Source organism: Microbacterium sp. SCPM-O-B-15248 (M128), from assembly GCF_058214835.1.
Genome location: NZ_JBYQLI010000001.1, coordinates 108,326 through 133,126 on the forward strand (window position 1 = coordinate 108,326; position 24,801 = coordinate 133,126).

A 24,801-nucleotide genomic window follows, 5' to 3' on the forward strand; every position below is an offset into this window, starting at 1 on the left:
AAGGGGCCAGTCATGTCCAGAGAAGAGCACGCGCGCGAGGGCGCACAGGCCGTCATCCCCGACGACCAGATCACCGACGTCGCCGTCGTCATGCCGCGGGGGTCGACGAAGTCCGGCCTCGTGGGCTCGATCATCGGCGTCAGCGCCGGGGGCAACAACCAGATGGCGTGGGGTGTCGCGGGCGGAATGCTGGCCCAGCGCGCCCACAGCGCGTCGCACGGGAGCTACCCCTCGATCGTCCTGGCCCTGTCCGAGACGAAGCTCTACGTCCTCGGCCGGCAGTCCACCGGCGTCGTGGGCGGGTGGAAGAACCTCCGCCCCGTCGCCCATATCGACCGCGCCGACCTCGAGGTCGAGCGCCGCCACAGCGGAACCGTCCGCGTGATCGAGCTCACCGACACCACGACGGGGAACACCCTCGAGTTCGAGGCGCAGACCATCGGCGGTCTCGGCCTGAACGACCTCCTGGCAGAGCTCGGAAAGGACGCGGACTGATGGCCTACAACGACCGCCCCGGCGGCGTGACCCTCGTCGCCGTCCTCGCCTGGATCACCGCCGTCCTCCAGATCGGCCTCTCGATCCTCATCCTGACCGGGGCGATCTCCCCGGCCGGTGTGTCCATCCCCTCGACGTGGGTCGCGATCGTGGTGGGCGTGATCACCCTGCTGGTCAGCTTCGGTCTCTTCGGCGCCAACCGGATCGCCCGCGTGATCGTCACGGCATCCCTCGGACTCACCATCCTCAGCGCCATCCTGCAGGCCATCGCACACCGGGACGCCAACGTCCTGGTCGGCGCGATCATCACGATCCTGCTCGCCGTCGCCGGGATCTCGCTGCTCTACACCCAGCGCGCCAACCGGTTCTTCGCGTGAGCGGGACGTCGATGCGGGACGACTCCCGCCGTCACGACGTGACGGGCACGAACGGGTGGCAGCGGTTCTGGAACCGCGGCGGCTGGTGGCGCGCGGTCCTGATGGCCGTGATCTACATCGCGTCGTACAACCTCGCCGGACTGGCGCTGCGCCCCCTCGTGGGAGGGCTGGCGGATGCCGACGACATCTTCGCCACGCCGATCTCGGCCTTCATCGCCATCGGTCTGCAACCGCTGTTCGGGAGCGTCCTGCTCCTGATCATCGCCGCGACGCTCGGCTGGCTCCCCCGCCCCCTGTTCGGACGCCAGCCGGTGCCGCGCAAGTGGTGGTTCTGGCTCGGCCCGATCTTCGTGCTCGTGCCGATCGTGTTCCACTTCTTCGGTATCGAGTACGCCCGCTACGGGGTCGCCGTCGTCATCGCGGTGCTCGTCGCCGGACTGTTCGTGGGCTTCTCCGAGGAGTTCCTCACGCGCGGAATGGTCGTCGTGATGCTCCGTCGGCACGGGTACCGCGAGTGGGCGGTCATGGCACTGTCGTCGGCGATCTTCGCCTCGCTGCACTTCTCGAACCTGTTCACCGGGCAGGGCATCTCCACCGTCGGTCCGACCGTCGTCTACACGTTCGCGTTCGGCATCTGCATGTACGCGACGCTGCGCGTGGGCGGCTCGCTGGTGTGGCCGATCGTCCTGCACACCCTCACGGATCCGACGACGATCCTCGCGTCGGGCGGAATCGACGACGGCACCCACGCGTCGGTGAACTCGGCGAACGTCGTGGCGCTCGTCGGCACCGTCGCCTACGTCGTCTGGGCGGTCGTGCTGCTGATCGTGACGCGCGGCGACGCGCAGGGCCGCGCCGACGCCGACGAGGAGCCGCGCGTCCGCGTCGCCTCCTGAGCCCCGGGCCCCGGCATCCGCCCCTCCGCGCCGGACACGCGAGCCTTGAGATGCGTCCACGCGTGGGAGAGGGTGGATGCCATGCCGCTCCTCGCCCTGCTGACCCTCGCCGTCATGGTGGTCGCGCTCATCGACGCCATCACCCGGCGCGACGACCAGGTGAAGCACCTGCCGAAGTTCGCGTGGGTCTTCTTCATCGTGCTGCTGCCGCTGATCGGGTCGATCCTGTGGTTCACGATCGGCCGCGAGTGGGAGCGGCGGGGCGAGCCGATGAGCTTCGGCGACCCGCGGCGGTGGCAGAAGGATGCCGAGCCGGCTCCGGCCCCGCGCGCCTCCGACGCACGGACGACCGAGCAGCAGATCGCCGACCTCGAGCGCGAGATGCACCTCGCCGACCTCGAGGAGCAGGTGCGCCGCCGCCGCGCCGACGGCTACGCACCCGCGTAACCCGGCCTCAGCGTCCCGACCGCCGGAACCGGGCGACCGCGACGATCCACGCGACGGCGAGGATGCCCGCGCACCACGCCAGCGCGATCCACACGCTCGCGCCGACGGACTGCTGCGCGAGCAGCGCGCGAATGGCATCCACGAGCGAGGTCACGGGTTGGTTCTCAGCGAACCAGCGCACCGGCCCCGGCATGGTGTCGGTGGGTGCGAAGGCCGAGCTCACGAACGGCAGGAAGATCAGCGGGTAGCTGAAGGCGCTGGCGCCGTCGATGGTCTTCGCCGCGAGCCCCGCCACCACCGCGACCCAGGTGAGGGCGAGCGTGTACGCCATCAGGATGCCGACGACCGCCAGCCATGCCCCGACCGAGGCTCCCGACCGGAAGCCCACGAGCAACGCCACCCCGATGACGAGCGCGAGAGACACCCCGTTCGCCAGCAGCGACGTGAGGACATGTCCCCACAGGACGCTCGCCGGCGCAACCGGCATGGAGCGGAGCCGATCGACGATGCCTCCGCGTACGTCGAGGAACACGCGATACGCGGTGTACGCGATGCCGGATGCCACGGTGATCAGCAGGATGCCGGGGAGCAGGAAGTCCACGTACGCGGTGCCGCCAGTGTCGACGGCGCCGCCCAGGACGAAGACGAACAGCAGCATGATCGCGACCGGCATGATCGCCGTGGTCACGATCGTGTCGGGGCTGCGGAGGATGTGCCGCAGGGAGCGGCCGGTGAGCACCGCGGTGTCGGACAGAGCGTGCGTGGTCATGATTCCCCCTCGTCGAGCGAGCCGGCGGAGCCGACGATGGCGAGGAAGATCTCCTCGAGGGTGGGCTGCTTCTCGACGTACTCGACGGTCGTCGGGGGGAACAACGCCCGCAGGTCGGCCAGCGTCCCCTCCGCGATGATGCGTCCGCCGTGCAGGATCGCGATGCGGTCGGCGAGGTTCTCCGCTTCGTCGAGGTACTGCGTCGTGAGCAGCACGGTGGTGCCGGATGCGGCGAGGTTGCGCACGGCATCCCACACCTCCAGACGCGCCTGCGGGTCGAGTCCGGTCGTCGGCTCGTCGAGGAAGACCACCGCGGGCCGGCCGACGAGGCTCATGGCGATGTCGAGGCGACGGCGCATGCCGCCGGAATACGTGGATGCCGCTCGGCGTGCGGCATCCGTGAGCGAGAACCGCGCGAGCAGCTCGTCCGCCGCGCCGGTGGGGTCGGGCACATGCCGCAGACGCGCGATGAGCGTGAGGTTCTCGCGACCGGTCAGGACCTCGTCGACGGCGGCGAACTGTCCGGTGAGGCTGATCGAGGCGCGCACCCGCGCCGCCTGGGCCGCGACGTCTGCTCCGTCGACGACCGCCGTCCCGGCATCGGCGCGGAGCAGCGTCGACAGGATGCGGACGACCGTGGTCTTCCCCGCGCCGTTGGAGCCGAGGAGCGCGACGATGGTGCCGCGCTCGACGTCGAGATCGACGCCGTCGAGCACGGCGACGTCGCCGTAGGACTTCCGGAGGCCCCGCACGCGGATCGCGGGGCCGGTATCGATGATGGACATGCACTTTTCCTCTCGTGGGTACCGGCCGGAGGGCGCACGAGACCATCGCCCCCGGCCAGCCGGGTCCGGAGGCGTGTGCGGATGGGGGGGTCAGCCCTGGGAGCGGGTCGCCTCGTCGATCGCGCGAGCAAGGCGCGCGCGCTCGCGTCCGATCCAGCTGCCGTCGCCGTAGTTCGCCATGAACTCCTCGGCGAAGGCCGCCGGCTCGTCGCCGGTCAGATCCCGCAGCGGCGTGCCGGCCGCCGCGGCCTGCTCGAGGAGGTCGGCGAGGTCGGTCACCATGCGGATGAGGGCGTCAGGCTCGCTCGTCGGCCCGAGGTTGAGCACGTACCGCTCGAGGGCTCGACCCGCCTGCCGATACGGCGCGGGGAGGGCGTCGAGGCGGCGCCGATACTCGCGCCACTGCTTCTTGGCGCTCAGGTCGCCGATGATCTTCTCGTACCAGGCCATGTCAGTTCCCTTCTTCGCGGAGCTGCTCGAGCCGGTCGGCGAGCAGACTCCAGGTCGTCCAGAATTCGGCGAGCTGCGCCCGCCCGGTGTCGTTGAGCGTGAAGACCTTGCGCGGCGGCCCCTTCTCGGATGCCACCTTCTCGACATCGACGAGACCGCGCTGCTCGATGCGGACGAGGATCGCGTAGACCGTGCCCTCGGCGAGGTCGGCGAAGCCCCGGTCGCGGAGGTCGACGGTGATCTCGTACCCGTACGCCGGTCGCCGCGCCAGCACGGCGAGGACGACACCCTCGAGCACCCCCTTGAGCATCTCGGTGTCTTGTCTGCCCATCCGCTACTCCTCATCGTTGACTACCGCTAGAAAGTAACACTGAGTACCGGTACTCAGCAAGAGCGGATACCGGCCGCGTGAGCACGGCGTATGCGTCCGGCGGAAGGGCGTAGGGAAACCGTAAGGACGGCGGGATGCCGCCGCGGACAGGAGTTGCATCGACACACGTGCCGCCCCGCGGCGCCCGCGCCGCAGCAGTCGCGCGGAAGCTCCCGAACCTGGAGTCATCGTGCTCGATGTCGTCTACCTCGTCGCGATCCTGACGCTCTTCGCGCTCGTCGCCCTCATCGCGCAGGGGGTCGAGAAGCTGGGCCCGCAGCCCGGCGCTCCCTCCGCGCGCACCCCCGGCCGCGGCGCCCAGCCGCCCGCCCCCGCCCCGGCGCCCGAGCGAGGGGGCGACTCCGCATGAGCGTCCTCGCCGCCGTCCTCGCCATCGCCGCGGTCGTCTACCTGGTGGTCGCCCTCGTCCGCCCCGAGAAGTTCTGACATGGATGCCGGAACGATCTGGTCCATCGTGCTGACCAGCCTCACGCTCATCGTCGCCCTGGGTCTGGCCTACCGCCCCCTCGGCGACTACATCGCCCGCATCTACACCGGCGAGCGCGACCTCGCCGTCGAGCGCGGCACCTACCGCCTCATCGGAGTCGACGCCCGCAGCTCCCAGACCTGGCAGGCGTACCTGCGATCGGTGCTGCTGTTCTCGGCGATGGGTGTCGTGCTCGTGTACGCGATCATGCGCCTGCAGCCGCTCCTGCCCTTCGCCCTGGGCCTCGAGGCCCCCGGCGAGGCGCTGTCGTTCAACACCGCGGTGTCGTTCGTCACCAACACGAACTGGCAGTCGTACTCGGGCGAGACGACGCTCGGCTACACGGTGCAGTTCGCGGCGCTGACCGTCCAGAACTTCGTGAGCGCGGCCGTCGGCGTCGCGATCGCGGTCGCGCTGGTCCGCGGTTTCGCGTACCGCCGGAGCGGCGTCATCGGCAACTTCTGGGTCGATCTCGTGCGCGGCACGACCCGCCTGCTGCTGCCGCTCTCGGTGGCCGCGGCCGTCGTGCTGCTCGCGGGCGGCGTGATCCAGAACCTGAACGGGTTCTCGGATGCCACGACCCTCGCGGGCGCGGCTCAGTCGATCCCCGGCGGCCCGGTGGCATCCCAGGAGGCGATCAAGCTCCTCGGCACCAACGGCGGCGGGTTCTTCAACGTGAACTCGGCCCACCCGTTCGAGAACCCCGCGCCGTGGACCAACCTGTTCGAGATCTTCCTGATGCTCGTGATCCCGTTCTCACTCCCCCGGGCGTTCGGCCGCATCGTCGGCGACGACCGTCAGGGCTACACGATCCTGGGCGTCATGGCCGCGATCTTCGCGGCATCCACGGCCCTTCTCACGTGGGCCGAGCTCGCCGGTGCCGGGGCGGCTCCTCAGCTCGCGGGCGGCGCCATGGAGGGCAAAGAGGTGCGGTTCGGGATCTTCGGCTCGACGCTGTTCGGATCGACGAGCACCCTCACCTCCACCGGCGCGGTCAACTCGATGCACGACAGCTACACGGCGCTCGGCGGTGGGATGCCGATGATCAACATGATGCTCGGCGAGATCGCGCCGGGCGGCGTCGGCTCGGGCCTGTACGGGATGCTGATCCTCGCCGTGATCGCGGTGTTCGTCGGCGGCCTGCTCATCGGCCGCACGCCCGAGTACCTCGGCAAGAAGATCGGGCCGCGCGAGATCAAGCTCGCGAGCCTGTACATCCTCGTCACACCGACGCTCGTGCTGGCCGGAACCGCGCTGAGCTTCGCGCTCCCCGGCATCCGGAGCGACGTCGAGACCACCTCGATCCTCAACCCGGGCGTCCACGGCCTGAGCGAGGTGCTCTACGCCTTCACGTCGGCGGCGAACAACAACGGTTCGGCGTTCGCGGGGCTCACCGCGAACACCCCGTGGTTCAACACGGCCCTGGCTGTGGCGATGCTCCTCGGCCGGTTCCTGCCGATCGTGTTCGTGCTGGCCCTCGCGGGATCCCTCGCGGCCCAGGATGCCGTTCCCGCCACCCCCGGAACCCTGCCGACGCACCGCCCGCAGTTCGCGGGCCTCCTCGCGGGCGTGGCGGTCATCGTCACGGCCCTCACCTACTTCCCGGTCCTCACCCTGGGCCCCCTCGCCGAAGGACTTACGCGCTGATGTCCACGCTCACCCACGCCCCGGCTCCCGCCGCGGCCCCGACTCCGGCCGCTCCGCGCCGCGCGTTCAGCGCCGCGCAAATCATCGCCGCGCTCCCGGGAGCCGCGAAGAAGCTCAATCCCGCGTCGCAGTGGCGCAACCCCGTGATGTTCCTCGTGTGGGTGGGGGCGGCCCTCACGACCCTCATCGCGCTCACCGAGCCGTTCCTCGGCGGCGCCGACGCGTCGCTCCCGTTCGGGTTCACGGGGGGCATCGCGGTCTGGCTGTGGCTCACGGTGTTCTTCGCGAACGTCGCGGAGTCGGTCGCCGAGGGTCGCGGCAAGGCGCAGGCCGCGACGCTCCGCAAGACCCGCACGACCACGACGGCCCGTCGCGTCGTCGCCTACTCCCCCGGAGACCCGCTGGCATCCACCGCCTCCGTCGAGGACGTGCCCTCGGGCGAACTGCGGGTCGGCGACGTCGTGCTCGTCGAGGCGGGGCAGTTGATCCCCGGCGACGGCGACATCGTCGCGGGCATCGCCACGGTCGACGAGTCGGCGATCACCGGAGAGTCGGCCCCGGTCGTGCGCGAGTCCGGCGGCGACCGCAGCGCCGTCACCGGCGGCACGCGGGTGCTGAGCGACCGCATCGTCGTGCGGATCACCTCGAAGCCGGGCGAGACGTTCGTCGACCGCATGATCGCGCTCGTCGAGGGCGCGTCGCGGCAGCGCACGCCGAACGAGATCGCGCTGAACATCCTGCTGGCGAGCCTGTCGATCGTGTTCGTCGTGGTCGTGCTGGTGCTGAACCCGATCGCGTCGTACGCCGCCGCTCCGGTGTCGATCCCGGTGCTCGTGGCACTCCTCGTCTGCCTCATCCCCACGACGATCGGTGCTCTCCTCAGCGCGATCGGCATCGCGGGTATGGACCGCCTCGTGCAGCGGAACGTCCTGGCGATGTCGGGCCGCGCCGTCGAGGCAGCGGGCGACGTCACGACGCTGCTGCTCGACAAGACCGGAACCATCACGTACGGCAACCGCCGGGCGTCGGCGTTCGTCGCGCTGCCGGGCGTCGGCTCCCCCGAGCTCGCCGAGTACGCCTCGCTGTCGTCGCAGGCCGACCCCACCCCCGAGGGCGTCTCGGTCGTCGAGCTCGCCGCCGCGCAGGGGGTCGTCGCCGAGATGCCCCGGGGCGCCGAGCCCGTGCCCTTCACGGCGCAGACCCGCATGTCGGGGGTGGACCTGCACAGCGGCGAGATGGTGCGAAAAGGAGCGGCGTCGGCCGTTCTGACCTGGTTGGACGGCCTCGAGGCGGCTGTGCCCGACGTCACCCGTGCCGAACTCCTGAGAATTGCGGACGCGATCGCCGAGTCCGGCGGAACTCCGCTGGTGGTTGCGACCGTCTCCCCCGATTCTTCAGGAGTTTTGCACGGCCGCGGGCGCGTGCTCGGCGTCATCCACCTGAAGGACGTCGTCAAAGACGGTCTGCGCGAGCGGTTCGGCGAGCTGCGGGCCATGGGCATCCGCACCGTGATGATCACGGGCGACAACCCGCTCACGGCGAAGGCGATCGCCGCCGAGGCCGGCGTCGACGACTACCTCGCCGAGGCCACGCCCGAGGACAAGCTCGCGCTCATCCGCCGCGAGCAGGAGGGCGGCAACCTCGTCGCGATGACCGGCGACGGCACCAACGACGCTCCCGCGCTGGCGCAGGCCGATGTGGGCGTCGCGATGAACACCGGCACGTCGGCCGCGAAGGAGGCCGGCAACATGGTCGACCTCGACAGCGACCCGACCAAGCTCATCGACATCGTGCGCATCGGCAAGCAGCTGCTCATCACGCGCGGCGCCCTGACGACGTTCTCCCTCGCCAACGACATCGCGAAGTACTTCGCGATCATCCCGGCGATGTTCATGGGCGTCTTCCCCGGGCTCGGCGTGCTGAACGTGATGCAGCTGTCGTCGCCCGCTTCGGCGGTGCTCAGCGCCATCATCTTCAACGCGATCGTCATCATCGTGCTCATCCCGCTCGCCCTGCGCGGCGTGAAGTACCGCGCCGCGAGCGCCTCGCGCATCCTCAGCCGCAACCTGCTCGTGTACGGGCTCGGCGGCATCCTCGTCCCCTTCATCGGCATCAAGCTCATCGACCTCGTCGTGAGCCTGCTCCCGGGATTCTGAAAGGCCCTGCCATGCGCACCACCCTGCGTACCGCCGGCGTCGCCGTCCGCGCGATGCTCGTCTTCACCGCCGTCCTCGGCGTCGGCTACATGCTCCTGATCACCGGGATCGGCCAGCTCGCCCTCCCCGCCCAGGCGAACGGGTCGCTCGTCCGCTCGGCCGACGGCGCGGCCGTCGGCTCGACGTTGATCGGGCAGTCGTTCCAGGATGCCGACGGCCGGGCGCTCCCGCAGTACTTCCAGTCGCGGCCCTCGGCGGCGTCGTGGAACTCCGCCGCCTCGACCGGATCGAACCTCGGCCCCGAGAACACCGACCTCACCGCCGCGATCTCGGAGAACCGCTCCGCGTTCGAGGCGTTGAACGGTGCGGGCGTGATCCCGGCCGACGCGGTCACCTCCTCGGGCTCGGGCCTGGACCCCCATATCTCCGTCGACAACGCCGAGCGCCAGGTCGCGCGCGTCGCCGAGGCCCGCGGCATCCCGGTCGCCGACGTCGAGGCCCTCGTCGCCGAGAGCACTCGGGGCCGGGATCTCGGGTTCCTCGGGGAGCCCCGCGTCAACGTGCTCGAGCTCAATCGCGCGCTGGACGCCCGATGACGCGCGAGAATCGCTGACATGCGTTCGCTCCGTCCCGCCGTCGCGCCCCGTGCGCGGCGGCGGTGGCGCGCGTCGGCCCCCGGGAGCGCCGCGTGAAACGCGGTCACCTGCGCGTTCTGCTCGGGGCAGCGCCCGGCGTGGGCAAGACGTACGAAATGCTCGAAGAGGGGCGCCGCCTCGCGGCCGAGGGTCGCGACGTCGTCATCGCGATCGTCGAGACCCACGGCCGCGACGCGACCGCGGCGCAAGCCGAGGGTCTCGAAGCGGTGCCCCGGCGCGCGGTGGCCCACCGGGGCGTCGACCTCGACGAGATGGACCTGGATGCCGTGCTCTCGCGGCATCCGGATCTCGCGCTCGTCGACGAGCTCGCACACACCAACGCCCCCGGTTCGACGCACGAGAAACGGTGGCAGGACGTCGAGGCGCTCCTGGACGCCGGCATCGACGTCATCACCACCGTCAACGTGCAGCACATCGCCTCGCTCGGTGACGTTGTCGAGAAGATCACCGGTGTCGTGCAGCGCGAGACGGTCCCGGATGCCATCGTGCGCGCCGCCGACCAGATCGAGGTCGTCGACCTCGCGCCGCAGTCACTGCGCGACCGGTTGGCATCCGGCTTCGTCTACCCGGCCGAGCGCATCGACGCGGCCCTGTCGAACTACTTCCGGCTCGGCAACCTCACGGCGCTGCGCGAGCTCGCGCTGCTGTGGCTCGCCGACGAAGTCGACTCCGCGCTGCAGCGCTACCGCGTCGAGCAGGGCATCGAGGGGTCGTGGCAGGCGCGCGAGCGGGTGGTCGTGGCCCTCACCGGCGGCGCCGAGGGAGAGACGCTGCTGCGCCGCGGCGCGCGCATCGCCGCACGGTCCGCGGGCGGTGAACTGCTCGCGGTGCACGTGTCCACGCAGGACGGCCTGCGCGCCGAAGAACCCGGCGCCCTCGCCGCCCAGCGCGCGCTCGTCGAGTCGCTCGGCGGCACGTACCACCAGGTCGTGGGCGACGACGTCGCCGCCGCCCTGGTCGACTTCGCGCGCTCGGTCAACGCCTCGCAGCTCGTGATCGGCGTGAGCCGCCGCGGGCGGCTCGGAGCAGCCCTCACCGGGCCCGGCATCGGCGCGACCGTCATCCGTCTCTCCGGTGACATCGACGTGCACATCGTCAACCACGCCCGCGCCGGCGGCCGCTTCACCCTCCCGCGCCTCACCGGCCCGGCGCTGAGCGCCAAGCGCCGCGTGCTCGGTTTCGTCACGGCCCTGGCCGGCGGCCCCCTCCTGTCGTGGCTGCTCATCGCCACCGGCACCGAGGACTCCATCTCCACCGACGTGCTGGCGTACCAACTGCTCGTCGTCGTGGTCGCGCTCATCGGCGGGATCTGGCCGGCGGTCTCGGCAGCGGTGCTGTCGGGCCTCACCCTCGATTTCCTCTTCATCGAACCGCTCTACACGATCACGATCGCCGACCCCGACCACGCGCTCTCGCTCGTGCTGTACGTCATCATCGCGGTCCTCGTCAGCCTCGTCGTCGACCAGGCCGCACGCCGGGCCCGGGCCGCTCGCCGTGCCGCCGCCGAAGCCGAGCTGCTCGCCACGGTGTCGGGCAGCGTCCTGCGGGGTGAGAGCGCGGTGCCGGCGCTCGTCAGCCGTGCCCGTGAAGCGTTCGGCCTGTCGGGGGTGCGGCTCGTGGCATCCGACGGCTCGGTGCTCGCCACCGACGGCGAGCCCGTGCGCGACGGACGCCGCACCGATCTCGCCGTGGGCGACGGACGTGCGCGCCTCGAGCTGCACGGTCGAGACCTGGATGCCGCCGAACGGCGGCTGCTCGACGTCGTCGTCGCGCAGCTCGCCGCCGCGCTCGAGCGCACCGACCTGGCCGAGACCGCCGCCGAAGCGGGGGTGCTCGCCGCGACCGATCAGGTGCGCAGCGCCCTGCTGTCCGCGGTGAGCCACGATCTGCGGCGCCCCCTCGCCGCGGCGGTGGCGGCGCTGGGCGGCCTGCGCGCGGCCGGCGACCACCTCTCCGACGACGACCGCCGCGAACTGCTCGAGACCGCCGACGAGAGCCTCGCGACCCTGTCGGTCCTCGTCACGGACCTGCTGGACGTCAGCCGCGTGCAGGCGGGAGTGCTCGCCGTGTCGCTGACGGCGGTCGATGCGGCCGACGTGGTGATCGCGGCCCTCGACGAGCTGGGCCTCGGCCCCGACGACGTCGAACTCGCCCTCGACCCCGACCTTCCCGCTCTTCGCGCCGACCCCGTGCTGCTGCAGCGCGTGCTCGTGAACGTGCTGAGCAACGCCGTGCGGTACACCCCCGCCGGGCGGCGCGCCCGCGTGGCCACGAGCCGACTGGGCGGCGTCGCCGAGATCCGCGTCGTCGACCACGGCCCCGGCGTCGCCCCCGAGCGACAGAGCGACATGTTCGCCCCGTTCCAACGCCTCGGCGACACCGACAACACCGTCGGCCTGGGCCTCGGCCTCGCCCTCTCGCGCGGATTCACCGAGGGCATGGGCGGCACCCTCACCCCCGAGGAGACCCCGGGCGGCGGGCTGACGATGGTCGTGGCGCTGCCGGTCGCCGAGGCGCCTCCGGCCCCGCGCGGCGTCGGGGCCGCGGCATCCGGTGCCGACCGGAGCGGCCGCGGTGCCGCGTCCGACCGCGCTGACGCAGACCCGGCATCCCTTCCCCGGACGGAGACGTGATGAAGGTCCTCATCGCCGACGACGACCCGCAGCTCGTGCGGGCGCTGCGCATCACCCTTGCCGCCCACGGATACGACGTCGTGGCCGCCGCCGACGGCGCCGCGGCGATCACGCTCGCCGCACAGGCTCACCCCGACATCGTGCTGCTCGACCTCGGGATGCCGCACCTCGACGGCGTGCAGGTGATCCAGGCGCTGCGCGGCTGGACGACCGCACCGATCGTCGTGGTGTCCGGGCGCACGGGCTCGGCCGACAAAGTCGAGGCGCTGGACGCCGGGGCCGACGACTACGTCACCAAGCCCTTCCAGATCGACGAGTTGCTCGCGAGGCTGCGGGTGCACGCGCGGCGTTCGGTGCCGTCGAGCGGCGAGTCGGTCGTGCGGTTCGGCGACGTCGAGGTCGACCTCGCCGCCAAGGCCGTGACACGCGCCGGCGCCCGCGTGCACCTCACACCGACGGAGTGGCGGATGCTGGAGTTCCTCGCCCGCAACCCCGGCTCGCTCGTCACCCGCCAGACGCTGCTGAAGGAGATCTGGGCCAGCGAGCAGGTCGCCGACTCCGGGTACCTGCGGCTGTACATGTCGCAGCTGCGCAAGAAGCTCGAGGCCGAGCCGTCCGCGCCCGCGCACCTGCTGACCGAGCAGGGCATGGGGTATCGGCTGGTGCTGTAGCCCGCGGGCGGGAGGTCGGGCGGGCGGCGGGCGGCGCGGCAGCGGGACCCGCGGCCCGGGCCAGGTCGGTGGGTGTCCGACGCGCGGCCGGGACCGGGGTCGGGACCGGGCCGGGGCCGCGGCCGGGGCCGGGGTCGCGGCCGGGGTCGCGGCCGGGGCCGCCGGCCGGGGTCGCGGCCGGGGTCGCCGGCCGAGTCCAGGCCGGGGCCGAACTCCTGAGAAAACGCGCCCTCGCGGTTCTCCGCGCGGCCGTGAGGCGCCGAAGGCACAGAAACTCAGGAGTTTGGGCCGCCCCTCCGCGGCCCTCGACCCCTCAGCGCCCGCGGCCGCCGGGGCGCCCGAGGCGGTGCCACGACCCGCGAGACTGCATCCGCCCGACAACAGGGCGTCATGCTGCAGTGGGTTTGTCAGTCTCACTCTTCACTCGCGACACCGCGCCTCACCGACGTGTCCGTGAGAAGTCGGGGAAGCGGGGTGTCGGAGGATCCCACGGCTCAGATCGACGTCCCCGCGATCTCGCGAAGCGTGTCGAGGTGACTCCTCCACGCCGCTCGCCCCTCCTTCGTCAGGGTGAGCGAGGTGCGGGGCAACTTGCCCGCGAAGGACTTCCCCACGGCGAGGTAGCCGGCGGCCTCGAGGGTCGAGACCTGCTTGCTCAGCGCCGAGTCGGTGACCTCGACGGCATCCCGGACCTCTTTGAAGCTCAGCGTGGTCGCCCGGTCGAGAGCCGCGACGATGGAGAACCGGACGGGGTTCTGCAGCAGCTCGTCGAGCCGGTGCCGGGGATGCGGAGTCGACGTGGTCACGACCGAGCCTCGCGTGCCGCGCAGCTCAGGGAGACGACGAGCACGAGGCCCGAGGCCAGCGCCGCGAGCAGCACGTTGCCGTGCGCCCAGATAACGACAGCCAGGGCGAGAGCGTACGAGACGAACCAGCTCGCGATGTAGCCCGTCCAGCGGCGGCCGCGGGCGAAGGCGGCGCGGCCCTGGATGCTGACGACGAAGAAGATGATGAGGGCGAACACCATGGCCAGCAGGCTCACATAGGCGAGGCCGAAAGCGTCTCCGGTCGCGACGGCCATCGCGAAGGTGCCCATCGAGGTCGCCACCCCGAGCGCGAGGATGAAGCTGATGTACGGCCACCGCGTTGCGTTGTGCGCGGCGTGGCTGAGGCGGTCGGCGCGGTCGAGCAGCAGTCGGGCTTCGGACGGGGCCATCGCGGGCGTGTGGTCCATGGCGGATCCTTTCGTTGAGCATATTCTGGCAACTACTTTCACTTTCGGCAAGTACTTTCTTCTATTCCGACGGCGCGGCACCCACCCGCCTCACGCGACGTAGCCTGGAGGGGTGACCCTCCCCTTCGACGTGGCCGCCGTGCGGGCCGAGTTTCCGATCCTCGGCACCGAGGTCGACGGCCGGCCCCTCGTCTACCTCGACTCGGCCGCCACGAGCCAGAAGCCGCGTGCGGTGCTCGACGCCGAGCGCGATTTCCTCGAGCACGCGAACGCCGCCGTGCACCGCGGCGCGCACTTCCTCGCGGCCGAGGCGACGGAGCTGTTCGAAGACGCCCGCGCCACCGTCGCGGGCTTCGTCGGCGGCGAGCCGGAGCAGCTCGTCTGGACGAGCGGTGCCACCGCCGGCCTCAACCTCGTCGCGGGCTCGCTCGGGTACGCGGGCCGCCTCCGCGCGGGCGACGAGATCGTCGTGACCGAGGCCGAGCACCACGCGAACCTCATCCCGTGGCAGGAGCTCGCCGCCCGGACCGGCGCTCGCCTGCGCCACATCCCCGTCCACGACGACGGCACCCTCGACATGACCGCCGCGGCCGACCTCGTCGGCGAGCGAACGAAGGTCGTCGCCTTCCCGCACGTCTCGAACGTGCTCGGCATCGTGAACCCGGTCGCCGAGCTCGTCGCCCTGGCCCGCAGCGTCGGCGCGCTCACGGTGCTCGACGCCTGCCAGTCGGCGCCGCACCTGTCGCTCGACCTTCCGGCCCTCGGGGTCGATCTGGCCGTGTTCTCGGGGCACAAGATCTTCGGGCCGTACGCGATCGGCGGGCTCTGGGGCCGCGACGAAGTGCTGTCCGACCTCCCGCCGTTCACCACCGGCGGCTCGATGATCACGACCGTCACGCTCGACCGGGCCGAGTACCTCCCGCCGCCCCAGCGCTTCGAGCCCGGCACGCAGCCGGTGTCGCAGGCCGTGGCTCTCGCCGCGGCCGTGCGTTGGCTCGGCGGCCTCGACCTCGACGCCGCCCACGCGCACGAGGCCGCACTCGAGCGGCGCCTGCGCGAAGGGCTGCGGTCGATCGACGGCATCCGTCTGCTCGGAGACACGGATGCCGCCGGCCGCGTCGCCCTCCAGGCGTTCGAGGTCGAGGGGGTGCACGCGCACGATGCGGGTCAGTTCCTCGATGCCCGCGGGGTCGCCGTCCGGGTCGGGCACCACTGCGCGCAACCCCTGCACCGGCGTTTCGGCATGACGGCATCCGTCCGTGCGAGCGCGGCCATCCACACGACCGAAGCCGAGGTCGACACGTTCCTCGACGCCGTGTCTGGCATCCGCGGCTTCTTCGGGGTGAGCGCATGAGCGGGCTCGAGTCGCTGTATCAGGAGTTGATCCTCGACCACTCCAAGAACCGCCGCGGCTTCGGCCTCGTCGACCCCGGCGCGCACAGCGCCACCGTGCACCAGCGCAACCCGGTCTGCGGCGACGAGATCACGCTGCGGGTCGACGTCGACGGCGACCGCGTGGCATCCGTCAGCTGGGAGGGTGCGGGCTGCTCGATCTCCCAGGCTTCGGCATCCATGCTCGTCGCCCTTCTCCGCGAAGACGGCGGCGACGACGGGATGCCGAAGGCCGACGCCGAGGCGTTGATCGGGAAGTTCCGCGAGGCATTGCGCTCTCGCGGAAAGATCCCCCTCGACGAGGAGACGTTCGCCGACGCCGCCGCGCTCTCGGGCGTCTCGAAGTACACCGCGCGAGTGAAGTGCGCGATGCTGGCGTGGGTCGCGCTCGAAGAGGGGCTGCGCCAGGCCTGAGGGCGTTGCGCCGCCCCGTCACCGCGCCGCGCCGGGGCGCCGCGCAGGCACCGGCCCACCCAGCCCGGCGTGGCACAACCTCAGCGATCCGCACAACCTCAGTGGCATCCACCCCACCGCCACCGACTTTGCGCACATCCCTGAGCGAACGCGCACTGACCCACGCCCTCGCGCATGGCCCTGTCTCAGCGCCGACAGCGGCGCTATCCTGCCCCCAGACCCCCAGACCTTCGGAAGGACGGATGCCATGGCGGCAGGCGGAGCGGAATTCAGCGACGAAGAACGCGCGGCAATGAAGCAGCGCGCCGAAGAGCTCAAGGCCATGAAGGGCCTCAAGGGCGCGGCGAAGCTCGCGAAGGAGAACGACGCTTGCCTCGAGGCGATCGAGAAGCTCGAGGGCGACGACCGGGCCATCGCGGAGCGCGTGCACGTCATCGTGCTCGAGGAGGCACCGCACCTGAACCCGAAGACCTTCTACGGATTCCCCGCGTACGCGAACGACGGCAAGGTCGTGGTGTTCTTCCAGCCGGCGTCGAAGTTCCAGACCCGCTACGGGACGGTGAGCTTCGACGAGTCCGCGCAACTCGACGACGGCCCGATGTGGCCGGTGTCCTACGCGGTGCTCGAGGTCACGCCCGAGGTCGAAGACGCGATCCGCGTCCTCGTGCGGCGGGCCGCCCCCACCACCTGACCAGCGGAGGGATGCCACGGCCGTGGGCCCTGGCATCCGGAGTCTCCCCGCCATACGACGCGCCCCCTCGCGAGAGAACGTTTCTCAACTGCGGCGCCGACCGCGACACGCATTGACGCGGCCGTGCGCCCGGGGTTTGGGTGAAGACATCCGTCACGACGTCGTGATCGCGAGATCGCCGCCGCGTCGGAGGGTCTACGGATCCTGCCTGCACGACACGATCGGTCGGGCGACCGGCTGGAGAGGACGAAGATGTCAGGGAACAGAGCAGTCGCGTACAAGGAGCCCGGGGTCGTCGAGGTCATCGACACCGACTATCCGGAGTTCGAGCTGAAGGACGGGCCCGGGGTCAACCCGGCCAACGTCGGCCGCAAGGTGCCGCACGGAGCGATCCTGCGCACGGTGTCGACGAACATCTGCGGATCCGACCAGCACATGGTGCGCGGTCGCACCACCGCCCCGGCCGGCCTCGTGCTGGGCCACGAGATCACCGGCGAGGTCGTCGAGGTCGGACCCGACGTCGAGTTCGTCAAGGTCGGCGACATCGTCTCGGTCCCGTTCAACATCGCGTGCGGCCGCTGCCGCAACTGCAAGGAGGGCAAGACCGGCATCTGCCTGAACGTCAATCCCGACCGCCCCGGCAGCGCCTACGGGTACGTCGACATGGGCGGCTGGGTCGGCGGTCAGGCCGAGTACGTGCTCGTGCCGTACGCGGACTGGAACCTGCTGGTGTTCCCCGACCGCGAGCAGGCGCTGGAGAAGATCCTCGACCTGACGATGCTCTCCGACATCTTCCCGACCGGCTTCCACGGCGCGTACACCGCGGGCGTCCGCCCGGGATCCACGGTGTACATCGCGGGCGCGGGTCCGGTGGGTATCGCCGCGGCGGTCGGCGCGCAGCTGCTGGGCGCGGCCGCGGTGCTGGTCGGCGACCTCAACCCCGAGCGCCTCGCGCAGGTGCGCTCCCTCGGATTCGAGAGCGTCGACGTGTCGAAGGGTGATCCGGGAGACCAGATCGAGCAGATCCTCGGGGTTCCCGAAGTGGATGCCGCGGTCGACGCGGTCGGCTTCGAGGCACGCGGCCACGGGGCCGACGCCGGACACGAAGCCCCTGCGACGGTGCTGAACTCACTGTTCCAGGTGACGGCGGCCGGTGGCGCCCTCGGCATCCCGGGTCTGTACGTCACGGGCGACCCGGGCGGTGTCGACGAGGCGGCCAAGGTCGGTTCGCTGTCGCTGCGATTGGGTCTCGGCTGGGCCAAGTCGCTGTCGTTCACGACGGGGCAGTGCCCGGTGATGAAGTACAACCGGCAGCTGATGATGGCGATCCTGCACGACAAGGTGCAGATCGCGAAGGCCGTCAATGCGACGCCGATCAGTCTCGACGAGGCTCCGCAGGGCTACGCCGACTTCGACAAGGGCGCGCCGCGCAAGTACGTGCTGAACCCGAACGGCTACATCCGCACCTGAGCGGGATCGGGGGCGGCGGGCCGGATCGTCCGGCCCGCCGCCTTCGGCGTTCAGCCGACGAGCACGCCCTCCAGGCGCTGGTAGCTGGTCTCCATGCCGTCGACCATGCCTGTGGCGAGAACCATGTCGCGGGTCGCGGCATCCGGGTACTCGATCAGCAGTGTCAGCAGGGTGGCCCCGTCCTCTTCGTAGAGGGACAGGTCGTTCGTCGTGGACGGGAAGTCGGTGCCGGTCATGTGCTCGGTCTGCACCACGCGTCGAGGCGCGTCGATGAGGAGGACCTCGCCGTCGAAGCCGAACGCCTCGCCCTCGGTGCCGGGCTCGGGCGCCCATGCCGTGCGGTAGGTCGCGCCCGCGGTGTCGCCGATCTCGCACTCGGTCATCCGCCACCCGTCCGGCCCGAGCAGCCACTGCCGCATGAGGTCGGGGTCGGTGTGCGCGCGCCACACGAGGTCGCGCGGCCCGTCGATGAGGCGCGTGATGCGCACGTGCTGGTCGCTGAGCACCTCGAGCTGCGTGCCCTTGCCCTGCGCGTAGGCGCGGAGGTCCTGCAGCACGATGTCGAGCTGGTTCATCGCGAGAGTGGATCCCTCGACGACGCCCATCGCCACGACCTGCTCGAGCGCCTCGGCCGAGGCGAAGCGCGACACGCTCGTGAGACGCGAGCCCTCGGGCGTCGCTTCGAACGTCAGCGCCATGTGCATCGCCGGCATCGTCTCGAGCGGTTTGCCGTCGTCATCGGCGAACGAATCGATGACCTCGTATCCGCGTGGCGGATCGATCGAGAGGAATTCCCAGGTGCCGTTCGCGCTCTCGCCGGTCGGCGACGTCATGCGGTATTTCGCGCGCCCGCCGGGGGCGAAGTCGAACTGGTCGAAGGTCGACGGCCACCCGGGAGGGCCCCACACCCGCTCGAGCTGCCGCGGGTCGGTGAACACCGCCCACAGCCGCTCGGGGCCGACCGGGAAGTCGGCGACGAGGGTCATGGTGAGCGACTCGGTGTCGGTGTCGACGGACGTGACGGGCATGAGGGACTCCTTCGTCTTTCAGTTCTCGGTCGTGGTCGGAGGGTGGATGCCGGATGCCGTGGCATCCGGGTCTTCAGCGAGGAGCGCGTCGAGGCGATCGATGCGTCCCCGCCAGAGGTCTTCGTAGGAGCGGAGGAGCTGCTGCACCCGCGCGATGGCGGCGGGGTCGGCGCGCACGAGCCGCTCTCGCCCCTCGGCGCGCTTGGTCACCAGCCGCGCCTCGACGAGCACCCCGATGTGCTTGGAGACCGCGGCGAACGACATCGCGTAGCCCGCGGCGAGCGCGGACACCGATTGCTCGGCGACGAGCGTCCGGCGCACGATGTCGCGCCGTGTCGCATCGGCGAGCGCGTGGAAGACGCGGTCGATGTCGGCGTCGGGGGGAGTGCGTTGTTCAACCATTTGGTTGGACGTTAGCAGGGGGCGGGCGTGGGGGCAAGACACCCTCACCCACCTTTTTGCACCCCGTTCGAAATCCATTCACCCGCATCCACATCCCTCTCGCGGGCGTAGGCTCGAAGCAGAGGACGGACCGTCCGAGAAGATCTCCCGGCACCGTGCCCGCCCGGGAAGAAGCCCATCCATGGCTCAGTACGACGTCTCGAACCGCTCGGCGATCGTCACCGGAGGCGGCAGCGGAATCGGCCGCTCGACCGCCCTGCTCCTGGCCCGGAACGGCGCCGCCGTGGTCGTGAACGACCTCGACGCCGACAACGCGAACGCCGTCGTCGACGAGATCCGCGCGGCCGGCGGTACGGCCGAGGCCTCGGTCGGCGACGCGACCGACAGCGCGTGGATCGCGTCGTCGGTCGAGCTCGCCAACACCCTCGCGCCCCTGCGTATCGGCGTCAACAACGCCGGGATCGGCGGCGCCGCCGCCCCCACCGCGGAGTACACGGAAGAGGCCTGGGACAAGGTCATCGCGATCAACCTCAACGCGGTGTTCCGCAACATGAAGGCGCAGATCCCCTCGATCCTCGCGAACGGCGGCGGCTCCGTCGTCAACATCGCGTCGATCCTCGGCAGCGTCGGCTTCGCCACGTCGCCCGCGTACGTCGCCGCGAAGCACGCCGTGGTCGGCATGACGAAGACGGCGGCGCTGGAGTACTCGGCGCACGGTGTGCGCGTGAACTCCGTCGGCCCCGGCTTCATCGACACGCCGCTCCTCAGCGCACTCGACGACGACACCAAGGCGTTCCTCGTGAGCAAGCACCCGATCGGCCGCCTCGGCAAGCCTGACGAGGTCGCCCATCTCATCGCGTTCCTCGCCAGCGACGCCGCGAGCTTCATCACCGGCAGCTACCACCTCGTCGACGGCGGCTACACCGCCGCCTGATCCCGGATGCCGCGGCGGCGGGGCCAGCGTCCCGGTCGCCGCGGCATGATCAGGGTGCGACCGACTCCTCGAGCGTCCCGTCCGGCAGCACCACCCACCCCTCGCGTCGCGCGATCTCGAGGTCGACGGCAGCTGGCCGCGCGAACCTTCCCAGCGCTCCCGCGCGGGTCGCGAGCGCTGCGATCAGCGCGTCGAACGCATCCCCCGACGACACCGCGACCGGCGCGAACGCACCCACGTCGAGCCACGGCGCCCGCTGCTGCAGCGTGTCGAGCAGGGTCGCCCGGCGGGCGGCATCCACTCGGTACTTCATCGTGTCGAAACCCCAGATCCGCAGCGCGCCGCCGGGGTAGACCTCGAACAGCCGACCCTCGGCCGCGCGACCCACGGGGAATCCCGACACCGCGAGACGGCGCATCAGGCCCGCGCCGCGCAGCGCGGTCACCCCGAGCCGGTCGGTCGAGACGCTGAGCGGCCACCGCCCGATGCGGTCGCGCACGACGACGTCAGTGCGGCGGTAGACGAGCCCGCGTCGCCAGTCGGCGCCGCCGTCGACCTCGCCGAGGTGCGGCTGCTCGCCGAGGTGATGCGCCCCGACGAAGTCGACGAACGCGTCGGGCCACCCCAGCGGACAGTCCAGTCCCAGCCAGCCGTCCGCGCCCACGGATGCCACGATGTCGACGTCGTCGACACCGACCTGCAGCCGCACGAGCCGGGCTCTGCCGGGCGCCCACTCGATCTCGGCGAGCGCCGTCCCTGGTACCCCGGCGGCGAGGTCGACGCCGATCGTTCTCATCCCGGCAGAGTACGCGGGGGCACCGACACCGCGGCGCCACCCTCCCCATCGAGGACGAGAACCTGTCAGGATCGACCCATGCCCACGGAAGACGACCTCCCCGACTCGCTCGAGCCGGGCGAGAGCGTCCCGCCGCGGCCCGAACCACCCGCTCCCCCGTCCCCGCGGGGCGACTTGCGCGCGGTCTCGATCATCGCCGTCGTCACGGGCGCGATCGTGGTGGCGTGGCACACCTTCCTGGTGTCGGTGAGCGCCGTCGCCGAGTTCGATCAGCTGCTGTGGATCCAGCTGGGCATCTGGGCCCTAGCCCTGGTGTCGTTCGTGACCGGCATCCTGAGTCTGAACGCGCGGATGGCGCGGGAGCTCGCCGCTGCCGGATTCATCGCGGGTGTCGCGGCCTTCCTGCTGTCGCTGTCGATCGGGCTGTTCAGCACCGCGGTCTTCTTGAACTGACGCGCACCCGAGCCCCGCATCTCCGGAGCCCGGCACAACTCCCCCGCCGCACCCCCGGGTCAGCGGCCGTTCGTCTCCCAGCCCCGGGCCATCTCCACGACCGCGGCCACCGCGGCCTCGGTGTCGGCGGAGGTCCCGCCCGCGCGGCCGGCGACGAGCCCCGCGACGAAGGCGCTGAGCGGGGCGGCGGGCCGGGCGACGCCGTTCGCGACATCGCGGGCGAGGTCGAGGATCAGCGCGACGGGGATGTCCCCCTCGGCCAGACCGAACCGCTCGGCGAGCGCGGCGCTCCAGTCCTCGAGCGCCTCGGGCGGCAGGGTGCGGGATTCGGTCACGGTTCCTCCTCGGGCTCACACGCGGCCGATCCCCCGGCCGCGGTCAGATCGTCCCACGTGTCGATGTCGCGCGACACCTCCGCAGGCGCATCGACGAGCGCGATCCGCAACCCTCCGAGGAGCGTCCGCATCGCGGCATCCCGCCCCCCGTTCTCGAGCCCGGATGCCACGCACCGCAGCGCCGCGGTGCGGTACCGGCCCGTGAGCCACTGCGGTCGGCCGTCGGAGCTCAGGCATACGCCGTCGGAGTCGGGGGCGATCGGGGGGAGCGCGGCGAGCGCTCCGGCCGGGGAGACGAGGTCGCACGCGAGCAGCAGCACCTCGTCGGCGCGGACAGTCGCGAGAGCGGCGACGACCGCCGCGACCGGTCCGCCGAAGGGCGGATCCTCGCGCACCCACTCGACGTCGAGCGCGGGGTCGAGCTCGGGCGCGGCGACGACGATCCGCTCCGCCCCGCCGGCCCGCGCGGCGGCGATCGCGGCCGCGAGCAGCGTCGTCCCGCCGACGCGAAACAGCGGCTTCGCGGCCCCGTCCACCCGGGAGCCGCGGCCCCCGGCGAGGAGGATCGCCTCGACGCTCACAGCAGCAGCACCTCGACGGTGTCGCCCGGCTCCAGGTCGAGCTCGCCCGGTGGGATCACGGCGTAGGCCGTGGCATCCCCCAGCCCCCGCGTCGATCCGCGCGTGCCCGGGACGGGCGGCACCGCGCGCCACCGGGCCGGGTCGGTGCGGTCGAGGCGCACGGGCACGTACTGCACACGGTCGGGGCGCACGCGCCATCCCTCGGCGAGCGCCACCCGCACGGTCGGGCGGCCGAGGTCGGCATCGCCCTCGAGCGCGTGCAGCGCCGGCCGCACGAACACCTCGAACGAGACCGCCGCGCTCACGGGGTTGCCGGGGAGACCGAACACGAGCGTCCCCGCCGGAGTCCGCCCGAAACCTTGCGGCCGCGCCGGCTGCATGCGCACCTGCGTGAACGTCAGCAGGTCGCCGAGGGTGTTCTTCACCACCTCGTACGCTCCCGCGCTCACCCCGCCCGAGAACACCACGACGTCGGCCCCGAGCCGCTCGGCCTCGGCGATCATCCGGCGCGGGCCGTCACCGTCGTCGCCGATGCTCTCGCGCAGCACCACGTCGGCCCCCGCCTCTTCGGCGAGGCCGGCGAGCAGCAGGCTGTTGGACTCGGGGATCTGCCCGTACCGCAGCAACTCGCCCGGCGCGATCAGCTCCGACCCCGTCGACACCACGGCCACGCGCGGCGCCCGCGCCACCCGCACCGACGGGACCCCGGATGCCGCGATCGCGGCAATCCGCGCGGCGGTGAGCCGCAGCCCCGCGGCGACGACCGTCTGCCCCGCCCGCGTGTCCGACCCGCGGCGGCGCACGTGCGCGCCGGGGCCGCGCGGGGCACGGAGCACCACGGTCGACGACAGCGACTCGGCCAGCCCGTGGCGGGTGTCTTCGAAGGGCACGATCGCCGTGGCATCCGTCGGCACGGGGGCGCCCGTCATGATCCGTACGGCCTCACCCGGGCCCAGGCGCGGATCCGCCCCGGTTCCCGCCGGGAGGTCGGCGACCACCCGCAGCTCGGCGGGCGCCGTGGCGACGTCGTCGAACCGCACCGCGAAGCCGTCCATCGCCGAGTTGTCGAAGCCCGGCACGTCGACCGCGGCGATCACCGGATGCCGCAGCACCCGGCCCCGCGCACGGTCGAGGGGGAGCTCCTCGGGGTCGAGGGGCTCCACGGCCGCCAGGATCGCGGCGAGGTGCGCGGAGACCTCGATCACGGCGCTCCGACCGCGCGGATGTCGAGAGGCATGCTTTCAGCGTAGGCGGCGGGTCGTGTCATCCGGCGTGTCCGCACACCCGGGGGTCGGCGCTGCCACCCGGCCCACGTACCGTGTCGTGCATGACCGACCTGACCTACGCCGAGATCGGGGCGACGGCGGGTCCGCTGCCCGCCGGGTACCACCACGTCCGCGCCGAGCGGGTGATCGGGCACGGCCGGGTCGCGTTCGAGCAGGCCGCCGATGCCCTGCTCAGCGGGGCGGTGCAGCGCCGCGCCGGCGCGACCGTGCGCCTGTCGGAGTCCCCGTTGAGCGACGGAACCCGGTTCGACATGCGGCTGGGGCCCTTCGGCATCCCGTGTCTGGTGGTGTGGGCGGAACGCGACGACGATCACGCGGGCTTCGCGTACGGCTCGCTGCCCGGGCACCCCGAGTGCGGCGAGGAGCGCTTCGCGCTCACCCTGGCCCCATCGGGCGAGGTGACCTTCACGATCACGGCGTTCTCACGGCCCGGACGCTGGTTCACGCGCCTGGCCGGACCGCTCAACCGCCTCGTGCAGAAGCGCATGACGGCGCGCTACCTCCGGACGCTCGACTCCCCGACGCGCTGAGCGTCCCGGGACGAATACCGCACAACTCCGGCAATCCGGATACCAGGCCCCCGCAGCCCCACCCCGAGCCGGCTCCGCAGGAGTTGTGCCCGCCGGCCGGACGTCCCGAACGGACGACCCGGCCCGCGCCACCGCGGGCCAGCCGCACCGCGCACAACTCCGGCAAAACCCGCACCCCGCCCACCCCGGCGCCACCGCGACACGAATCTGCAGGAGTTGTGCGACGTCCGGATGCCACGCCCCGAGGCCGAGACCGGGGAGGCGCCGCACCGCGGGCAAGCCGCACCGCGCACAACTCCGGCAAAACCCGCACCCCGCCCACCCAGGCCCCACCGCGACACGAATCTGCAGGAGTTGTGCGACGTCCGGATGCCACGCCCCGAGGCCGAGAACGGGGAGGCGCCGCACCCGGCCCC

30 protein-coding genes are annotated in these 24,801 nt (G+C 71.7%); 18 read left to right on the forward strand and 12 right to left on the reverse strand.

What is annotated here, in order from left to right; genetic code table 11:
- Nucleotides 1-12 precede the first annotated feature (12 nt).
- The 4 genes from AC3E6M_RS00480 (at nucleotide 13) to AC3E6M_RS00495 (ending at nucleotide 2,215) form a co-directional block, all read left to right on the forward strand.
- Complete coding sequence (locus tag AC3E6M_RS00480) at nucleotides 13-495, forward strand: hypothetical protein (protein ID WP_138173197.1); 483 nt, start codon at nucleotides 13-15, stop codon at nucleotides 493-495.
- The gene (locus AC3E6M_RS00485) at nucleotides 495-872 is read left to right on the forward strand and encodes a hypothetical protein (RefSeq protein WP_138173199.1); all 378 of its coding nucleotides are present in this window, start codon (nucleotides 495-497) and stop codon (nucleotides 870-872) included. Before AC3E6M_RS00480 ends, AC3E6M_RS00485 begins: the two co-directional genes overlap by 1 nt.
- An 11-nt stretch (nucleotides 873-883) precedes the next feature.
- Nucleotides 884-1,768, forward strand: coding sequence for a CPBP family intramembrane glutamic endopeptidase (locus AC3E6M_RS00490; protein ID WP_138173201.1), 885 nt, complete (start codon nucleotides 884-886; stop codon nucleotides 1,766-1,768).
- Between the two features lie 81 nt (nucleotides 1,769-1,849).
- Nucleotides 1,850-2,215, forward strand: coding sequence for a PLD nuclease N-terminal domain-containing protein (locus AC3E6M_RS00495; RefSeq protein ID WP_138173203.1), 366 nt, complete (start codon nucleotides 1,850-1,852; stop codon nucleotides 2,213-2,215).
- Between the two features lie 7 nt (nucleotides 2,216-2,222).
- Here the strand turns inward: AC3E6M_RS00495 and AC3E6M_RS00500 are convergent, their stop codons facing one another.
- The 4 genes from AC3E6M_RS00500 to AC3E6M_RS00515 all read right to left on the reverse strand — a co-directional run bounded on the left by AC3E6M_RS00500 (nucleotide 2,223) and on the right by AC3E6M_RS00515 (nucleotide 4,550).
- Nucleotides 2,223-2,984: an ABC transporter permease gene (locus AC3E6M_RS00500; RefSeq protein WP_138173205.1), complete on the reverse strand. Its 762-nt coding sequence runs from the start codon at nucleotides 2,982-2,984 to the stop codon at nucleotides 2,223-2,225.
- On the reverse strand, nucleotides 2,981-3,769 hold the full coding sequence (locus AC3E6M_RS00505; RefSeq protein WP_490528739.1) for an ABC transporter ATP-binding protein: 789 nt from the start codon (nucleotides 3,767-3,769) through the stop codon (nucleotides 2,981-2,983). Before AC3E6M_RS00505 ends, AC3E6M_RS00500 begins: the two co-directional genes overlap by 4 nt.
- A 90-nt stretch (nucleotides 3,770-3,859) precedes the next feature.
- Complete coding sequence (locus tag AC3E6M_RS00510) at nucleotides 3,860-4,219, reverse strand: DUF1048 domain-containing protein (RefSeq protein WP_138173209.1); 360 nt, start codon at nucleotides 4,217-4,219, stop codon at nucleotides 3,860-3,862.
- Nucleotide 4,220: 1 nt separating this feature from the next.
- Nucleotides 4,221-4,550 (reverse strand): PadR family transcriptional regulator, encoded by a 330-nt coding sequence (locus AC3E6M_RS00515; protein ID WP_138173211.1) that lies wholly within the window; start codon nucleotides 4,548-4,550, stop codon nucleotides 4,221-4,223.
- Nucleotides 4,551-4,779: 229 nt separating this feature from the next.
- Between AC3E6M_RS00515 and AC3E6M_RS00520 the strand changes: the two genes are divergently transcribed.
- From AC3E6M_RS00520 to AC3E6M_RS00550, 7 genes are all read left to right on the forward strand, one after another.
- Complete coding sequence (locus AC3E6M_RS00520) at nucleotides 4,780-4,959, forward strand: hypothetical protein (RefSeq protein ID WP_394529637.1); 180 nt, start codon at nucleotides 4,780-4,782, stop codon at nucleotides 4,957-4,959.
- Entirely contained in the window at nucleotides 4,956-5,036 is an 81-nt protein-coding gene (gene kdpF / locus AC3E6M_RS00525) for a K(+)-transporting ATPase subunit F (protein WP_138176504.1), read from the forward strand. Before AC3E6M_RS00520 ends, kdpF begins: the two co-directional genes overlap by 4 nt.
- A gap of 1 nt (nucleotide 5,037) precedes the next feature.
- Nucleotides 5,038-6,723, forward strand: coding sequence for a potassium-transporting ATPase subunit KdpA (kdpA, locus tag AC3E6M_RS00530; protein WP_490528740.1), 1,686 nt, complete (start codon nucleotides 5,038-5,040; stop codon nucleotides 6,721-6,723).
- Nucleotides 6,723-8,879, forward strand: coding sequence for a potassium-transporting ATPase subunit KdpB (gene kdpB / locus AC3E6M_RS00535; protein ID WP_490528741.1), 2,157 nt, complete (start codon nucleotides 6,723-6,725; stop codon nucleotides 8,877-8,879). The genes kdpA and kdpB overlap by 1 nt, the downstream gene beginning before the upstream one ends.
- A gap of 11 nt (nucleotides 8,880-8,890) precedes the next feature.
- On the forward strand, nucleotides 8,891-9,475 hold the full coding sequence (gene kdpC / locus AC3E6M_RS00540; protein WP_490528742.1) for a potassium-transporting ATPase subunit KdpC: 585 nt from the start codon (nucleotides 8,891-8,893) through the stop codon (nucleotides 9,473-9,475).
- 92 nt (nucleotides 9,476-9,567) lie between these two features.
- Entirely contained in the window at nucleotides 9,568-12,168 is a 2,601-nt protein-coding gene (locus AC3E6M_RS00545) for a DUF4118 domain-containing protein (RefSeq protein WP_490528743.1), read from the forward strand.
- Nucleotides 12,168-12,839: a response regulator gene (locus AC3E6M_RS00550; protein WP_490528744.1), complete on the forward strand. Its 672-nt coding sequence runs from the start codon at nucleotides 12,168-12,170 to the stop codon at nucleotides 12,837-12,839. Before AC3E6M_RS00545 ends, AC3E6M_RS00550 begins: the two co-directional genes overlap by 1 nt.
- A gap of 494 nt (nucleotides 12,840-13,333) precedes the next feature.
- Here the strand turns inward: AC3E6M_RS00550 and AC3E6M_RS00555 are convergent, their stop codons facing one another.
- Together AC3E6M_RS00555 and AC3E6M_RS00560 are read right to left on the reverse strand one after the other, a co-directional pair.
- A complete protein-coding gene (locus AC3E6M_RS00555; protein WP_138176492.1) occupies nucleotides 13,334-13,645 on the reverse strand; it encodes a winged helix-turn-helix domain-containing protein in 312 nt (103 codons plus the stop codon).
- The gene (locus tag AC3E6M_RS00560; protein WP_490528745.1) at nucleotides 13,642-14,073 is read right to left on the reverse strand and encodes a chemotaxis protein CheY; all 432 of its coding nucleotides are present in this window, start codon (nucleotides 14,071-14,073) and stop codon (nucleotides 13,642-13,644) included. The genes AC3E6M_RS00555 and AC3E6M_RS00560 overlap by 4 nt, the downstream gene beginning before the upstream one ends.
- A 112-nt stretch (nucleotides 14,074-14,185) precedes the next feature.
- Between AC3E6M_RS00560 and AC3E6M_RS00565 the strand changes: the two genes are divergently transcribed.
- The 4 genes from AC3E6M_RS00565 (at nucleotide 14,186) to fdhA (ending at nucleotide 18,040) form a co-directional block, all read left to right on the forward strand.
- Complete coding sequence (locus tag AC3E6M_RS00565) at nucleotides 14,186-15,427, forward strand: aminotransferase class V-fold PLP-dependent enzyme (protein ID WP_490528746.1); 1,242 nt, start codon at nucleotides 14,186-14,188, stop codon at nucleotides 15,425-15,427.
- Nucleotides 15,424-15,879 (forward strand): Fe-S cluster assembly sulfur transfer protein SufU, encoded by a 456-nt coding sequence (sufU, locus tag AC3E6M_RS00570; protein WP_138176486.1) that lies wholly within the window; start codon nucleotides 15,424-15,426, stop codon nucleotides 15,877-15,879. Before AC3E6M_RS00565 ends, sufU begins: the two co-directional genes overlap by 4 nt.
- Before the next feature lie 247 nt (nucleotides 15,880-16,126).
- Nucleotides 16,127-16,570: an iron chaperone gene (locus AC3E6M_RS00575; RefSeq protein WP_490528747.1), complete on the forward strand. Its 444-nt coding sequence runs from the start codon at nucleotides 16,127-16,129 to the stop codon at nucleotides 16,568-16,570.
- 252 nt (nucleotides 16,571-16,822) lie between these two features.
- Entirely contained in the window at nucleotides 16,823-18,040 is a 1,218-nt protein-coding gene (gene fdhA / locus AC3E6M_RS00580; RefSeq protein WP_490528748.1) for a formaldehyde dehydrogenase, glutathione-independent, read from the forward strand.
- Nucleotides 18,041-18,090: 50 nt separating this feature from the next.
- On the opposite strand, the gene AC3E6M_RS00585 is transcribed toward fdhA, so the two are convergent.
- Together AC3E6M_RS00585 and AC3E6M_RS00590 are read right to left on the reverse strand one after the other, a co-directional pair.
- Nucleotides 18,091-19,068 carry an SRPBCC family protein gene (locus tag AC3E6M_RS00585; RefSeq protein WP_490528749.1) on the reverse strand — a complete coding sequence of 326 codons (978 nt, stop codon included), beginning with the start codon at nucleotides 19,066-19,068 and terminating at the stop codon, nucleotides 18,091-18,093.
- A gap of 18 nt (nucleotides 19,069-19,086) precedes the next feature.
- Nucleotides 19,087-19,470 carry an ArsR/SmtB family transcription factor gene (locus tag AC3E6M_RS00590; RefSeq protein WP_490528750.1) on the reverse strand — a complete coding sequence of 128 codons (384 nt, stop codon included), beginning with the start codon at nucleotides 19,468-19,470 and terminating at the stop codon, nucleotides 19,087-19,089.
- 181 nt (nucleotides 19,471-19,651) lie between these two features.
- On the opposite strand from AC3E6M_RS00590, the gene AC3E6M_RS00595 reads away from it, so the two are divergent.
- Nucleotides 19,652-20,404, forward strand: coding sequence for an SDR family NAD(P)-dependent oxidoreductase (locus tag AC3E6M_RS00595; RefSeq protein WP_490528751.1), 753 nt, complete (start codon nucleotides 19,652-19,654; stop codon nucleotides 20,402-20,404).
- 49 nt (nucleotides 20,405-20,453) lie between these two features.
- Here the strand turns inward: AC3E6M_RS00595 and AC3E6M_RS00600 are convergent, their stop codons facing one another.
- Entirely contained in the window at nucleotides 20,454-21,200 is a 747-nt protein-coding gene (locus AC3E6M_RS00600) for a DUF429 domain-containing protein (protein WP_490528752.1), read from the reverse strand.
- Nucleotides 21,201-21,278: 78 nt separating this feature from the next.
- On the opposite strand from AC3E6M_RS00600, the gene AC3E6M_RS00605 reads away from it, so the two are divergent.
- Nucleotides 21,279-21,653, forward strand: a complete 375-nt coding sequence (locus AC3E6M_RS00605; protein ID WP_490528753.1) for a hypothetical protein — start codon at nucleotides 21,279-21,281, stop codon at nucleotides 21,651-21,653.
- A 59-nt stretch (nucleotides 21,654-21,712) separates the two neighbouring features.
- Here AC3E6M_RS00605 and AC3E6M_RS00610 read toward each other — a convergent pair whose 3' ends face one another.
- From AC3E6M_RS00610 to AC3E6M_RS00620, 3 genes are read right to left on the reverse strand one after another with little or no spacing between them, the layout of a single operon-like run.
- The gene (locus AC3E6M_RS00610; RefSeq protein ID WP_490528754.1) at nucleotides 21,713-21,988 is read right to left on the reverse strand and encodes a DUF6457 domain-containing protein; all 276 of its coding nucleotides are present in this window, start codon (nucleotides 21,986-21,988) and stop codon (nucleotides 21,713-21,715) included.
- The gene (mobA, locus tag AC3E6M_RS00615) at nucleotides 21,985-22,569 is read right to left on the reverse strand and encodes a molybdenum cofactor guanylyltransferase (protein ID WP_490528755.1); all 585 of its coding nucleotides are present in this window, start codon (nucleotides 22,567-22,569) and stop codon (nucleotides 21,985-21,987) included. Before mobA ends, AC3E6M_RS00610 begins: the two co-directional genes overlap by 4 nt.
- Complete coding sequence (locus AC3E6M_RS00620) at nucleotides 22,566-23,774, reverse strand: molybdopterin molybdotransferase MoeA (RefSeq protein ID WP_490528756.1); 1,209 nt, start codon at nucleotides 23,772-23,774, stop codon at nucleotides 22,566-22,568. Before AC3E6M_RS00620 ends, mobA begins: the two co-directional genes overlap by 4 nt.
- A gap of 122 nt (nucleotides 23,775-23,896) precedes the next feature.
- Between AC3E6M_RS00620 and AC3E6M_RS00625 the strand changes: the two genes are divergently transcribed.
- The gene (locus AC3E6M_RS00625) at nucleotides 23,897-24,385 is read left to right on the forward strand and encodes a DUF1990 domain-containing protein (RefSeq protein ID WP_490528757.1); all 489 of its coding nucleotides are present in this window, start codon (nucleotides 23,897-23,899) and stop codon (nucleotides 24,383-24,385) included.
- Nucleotides 24,386-24,801: the final 416 nt, after the last annotated feature.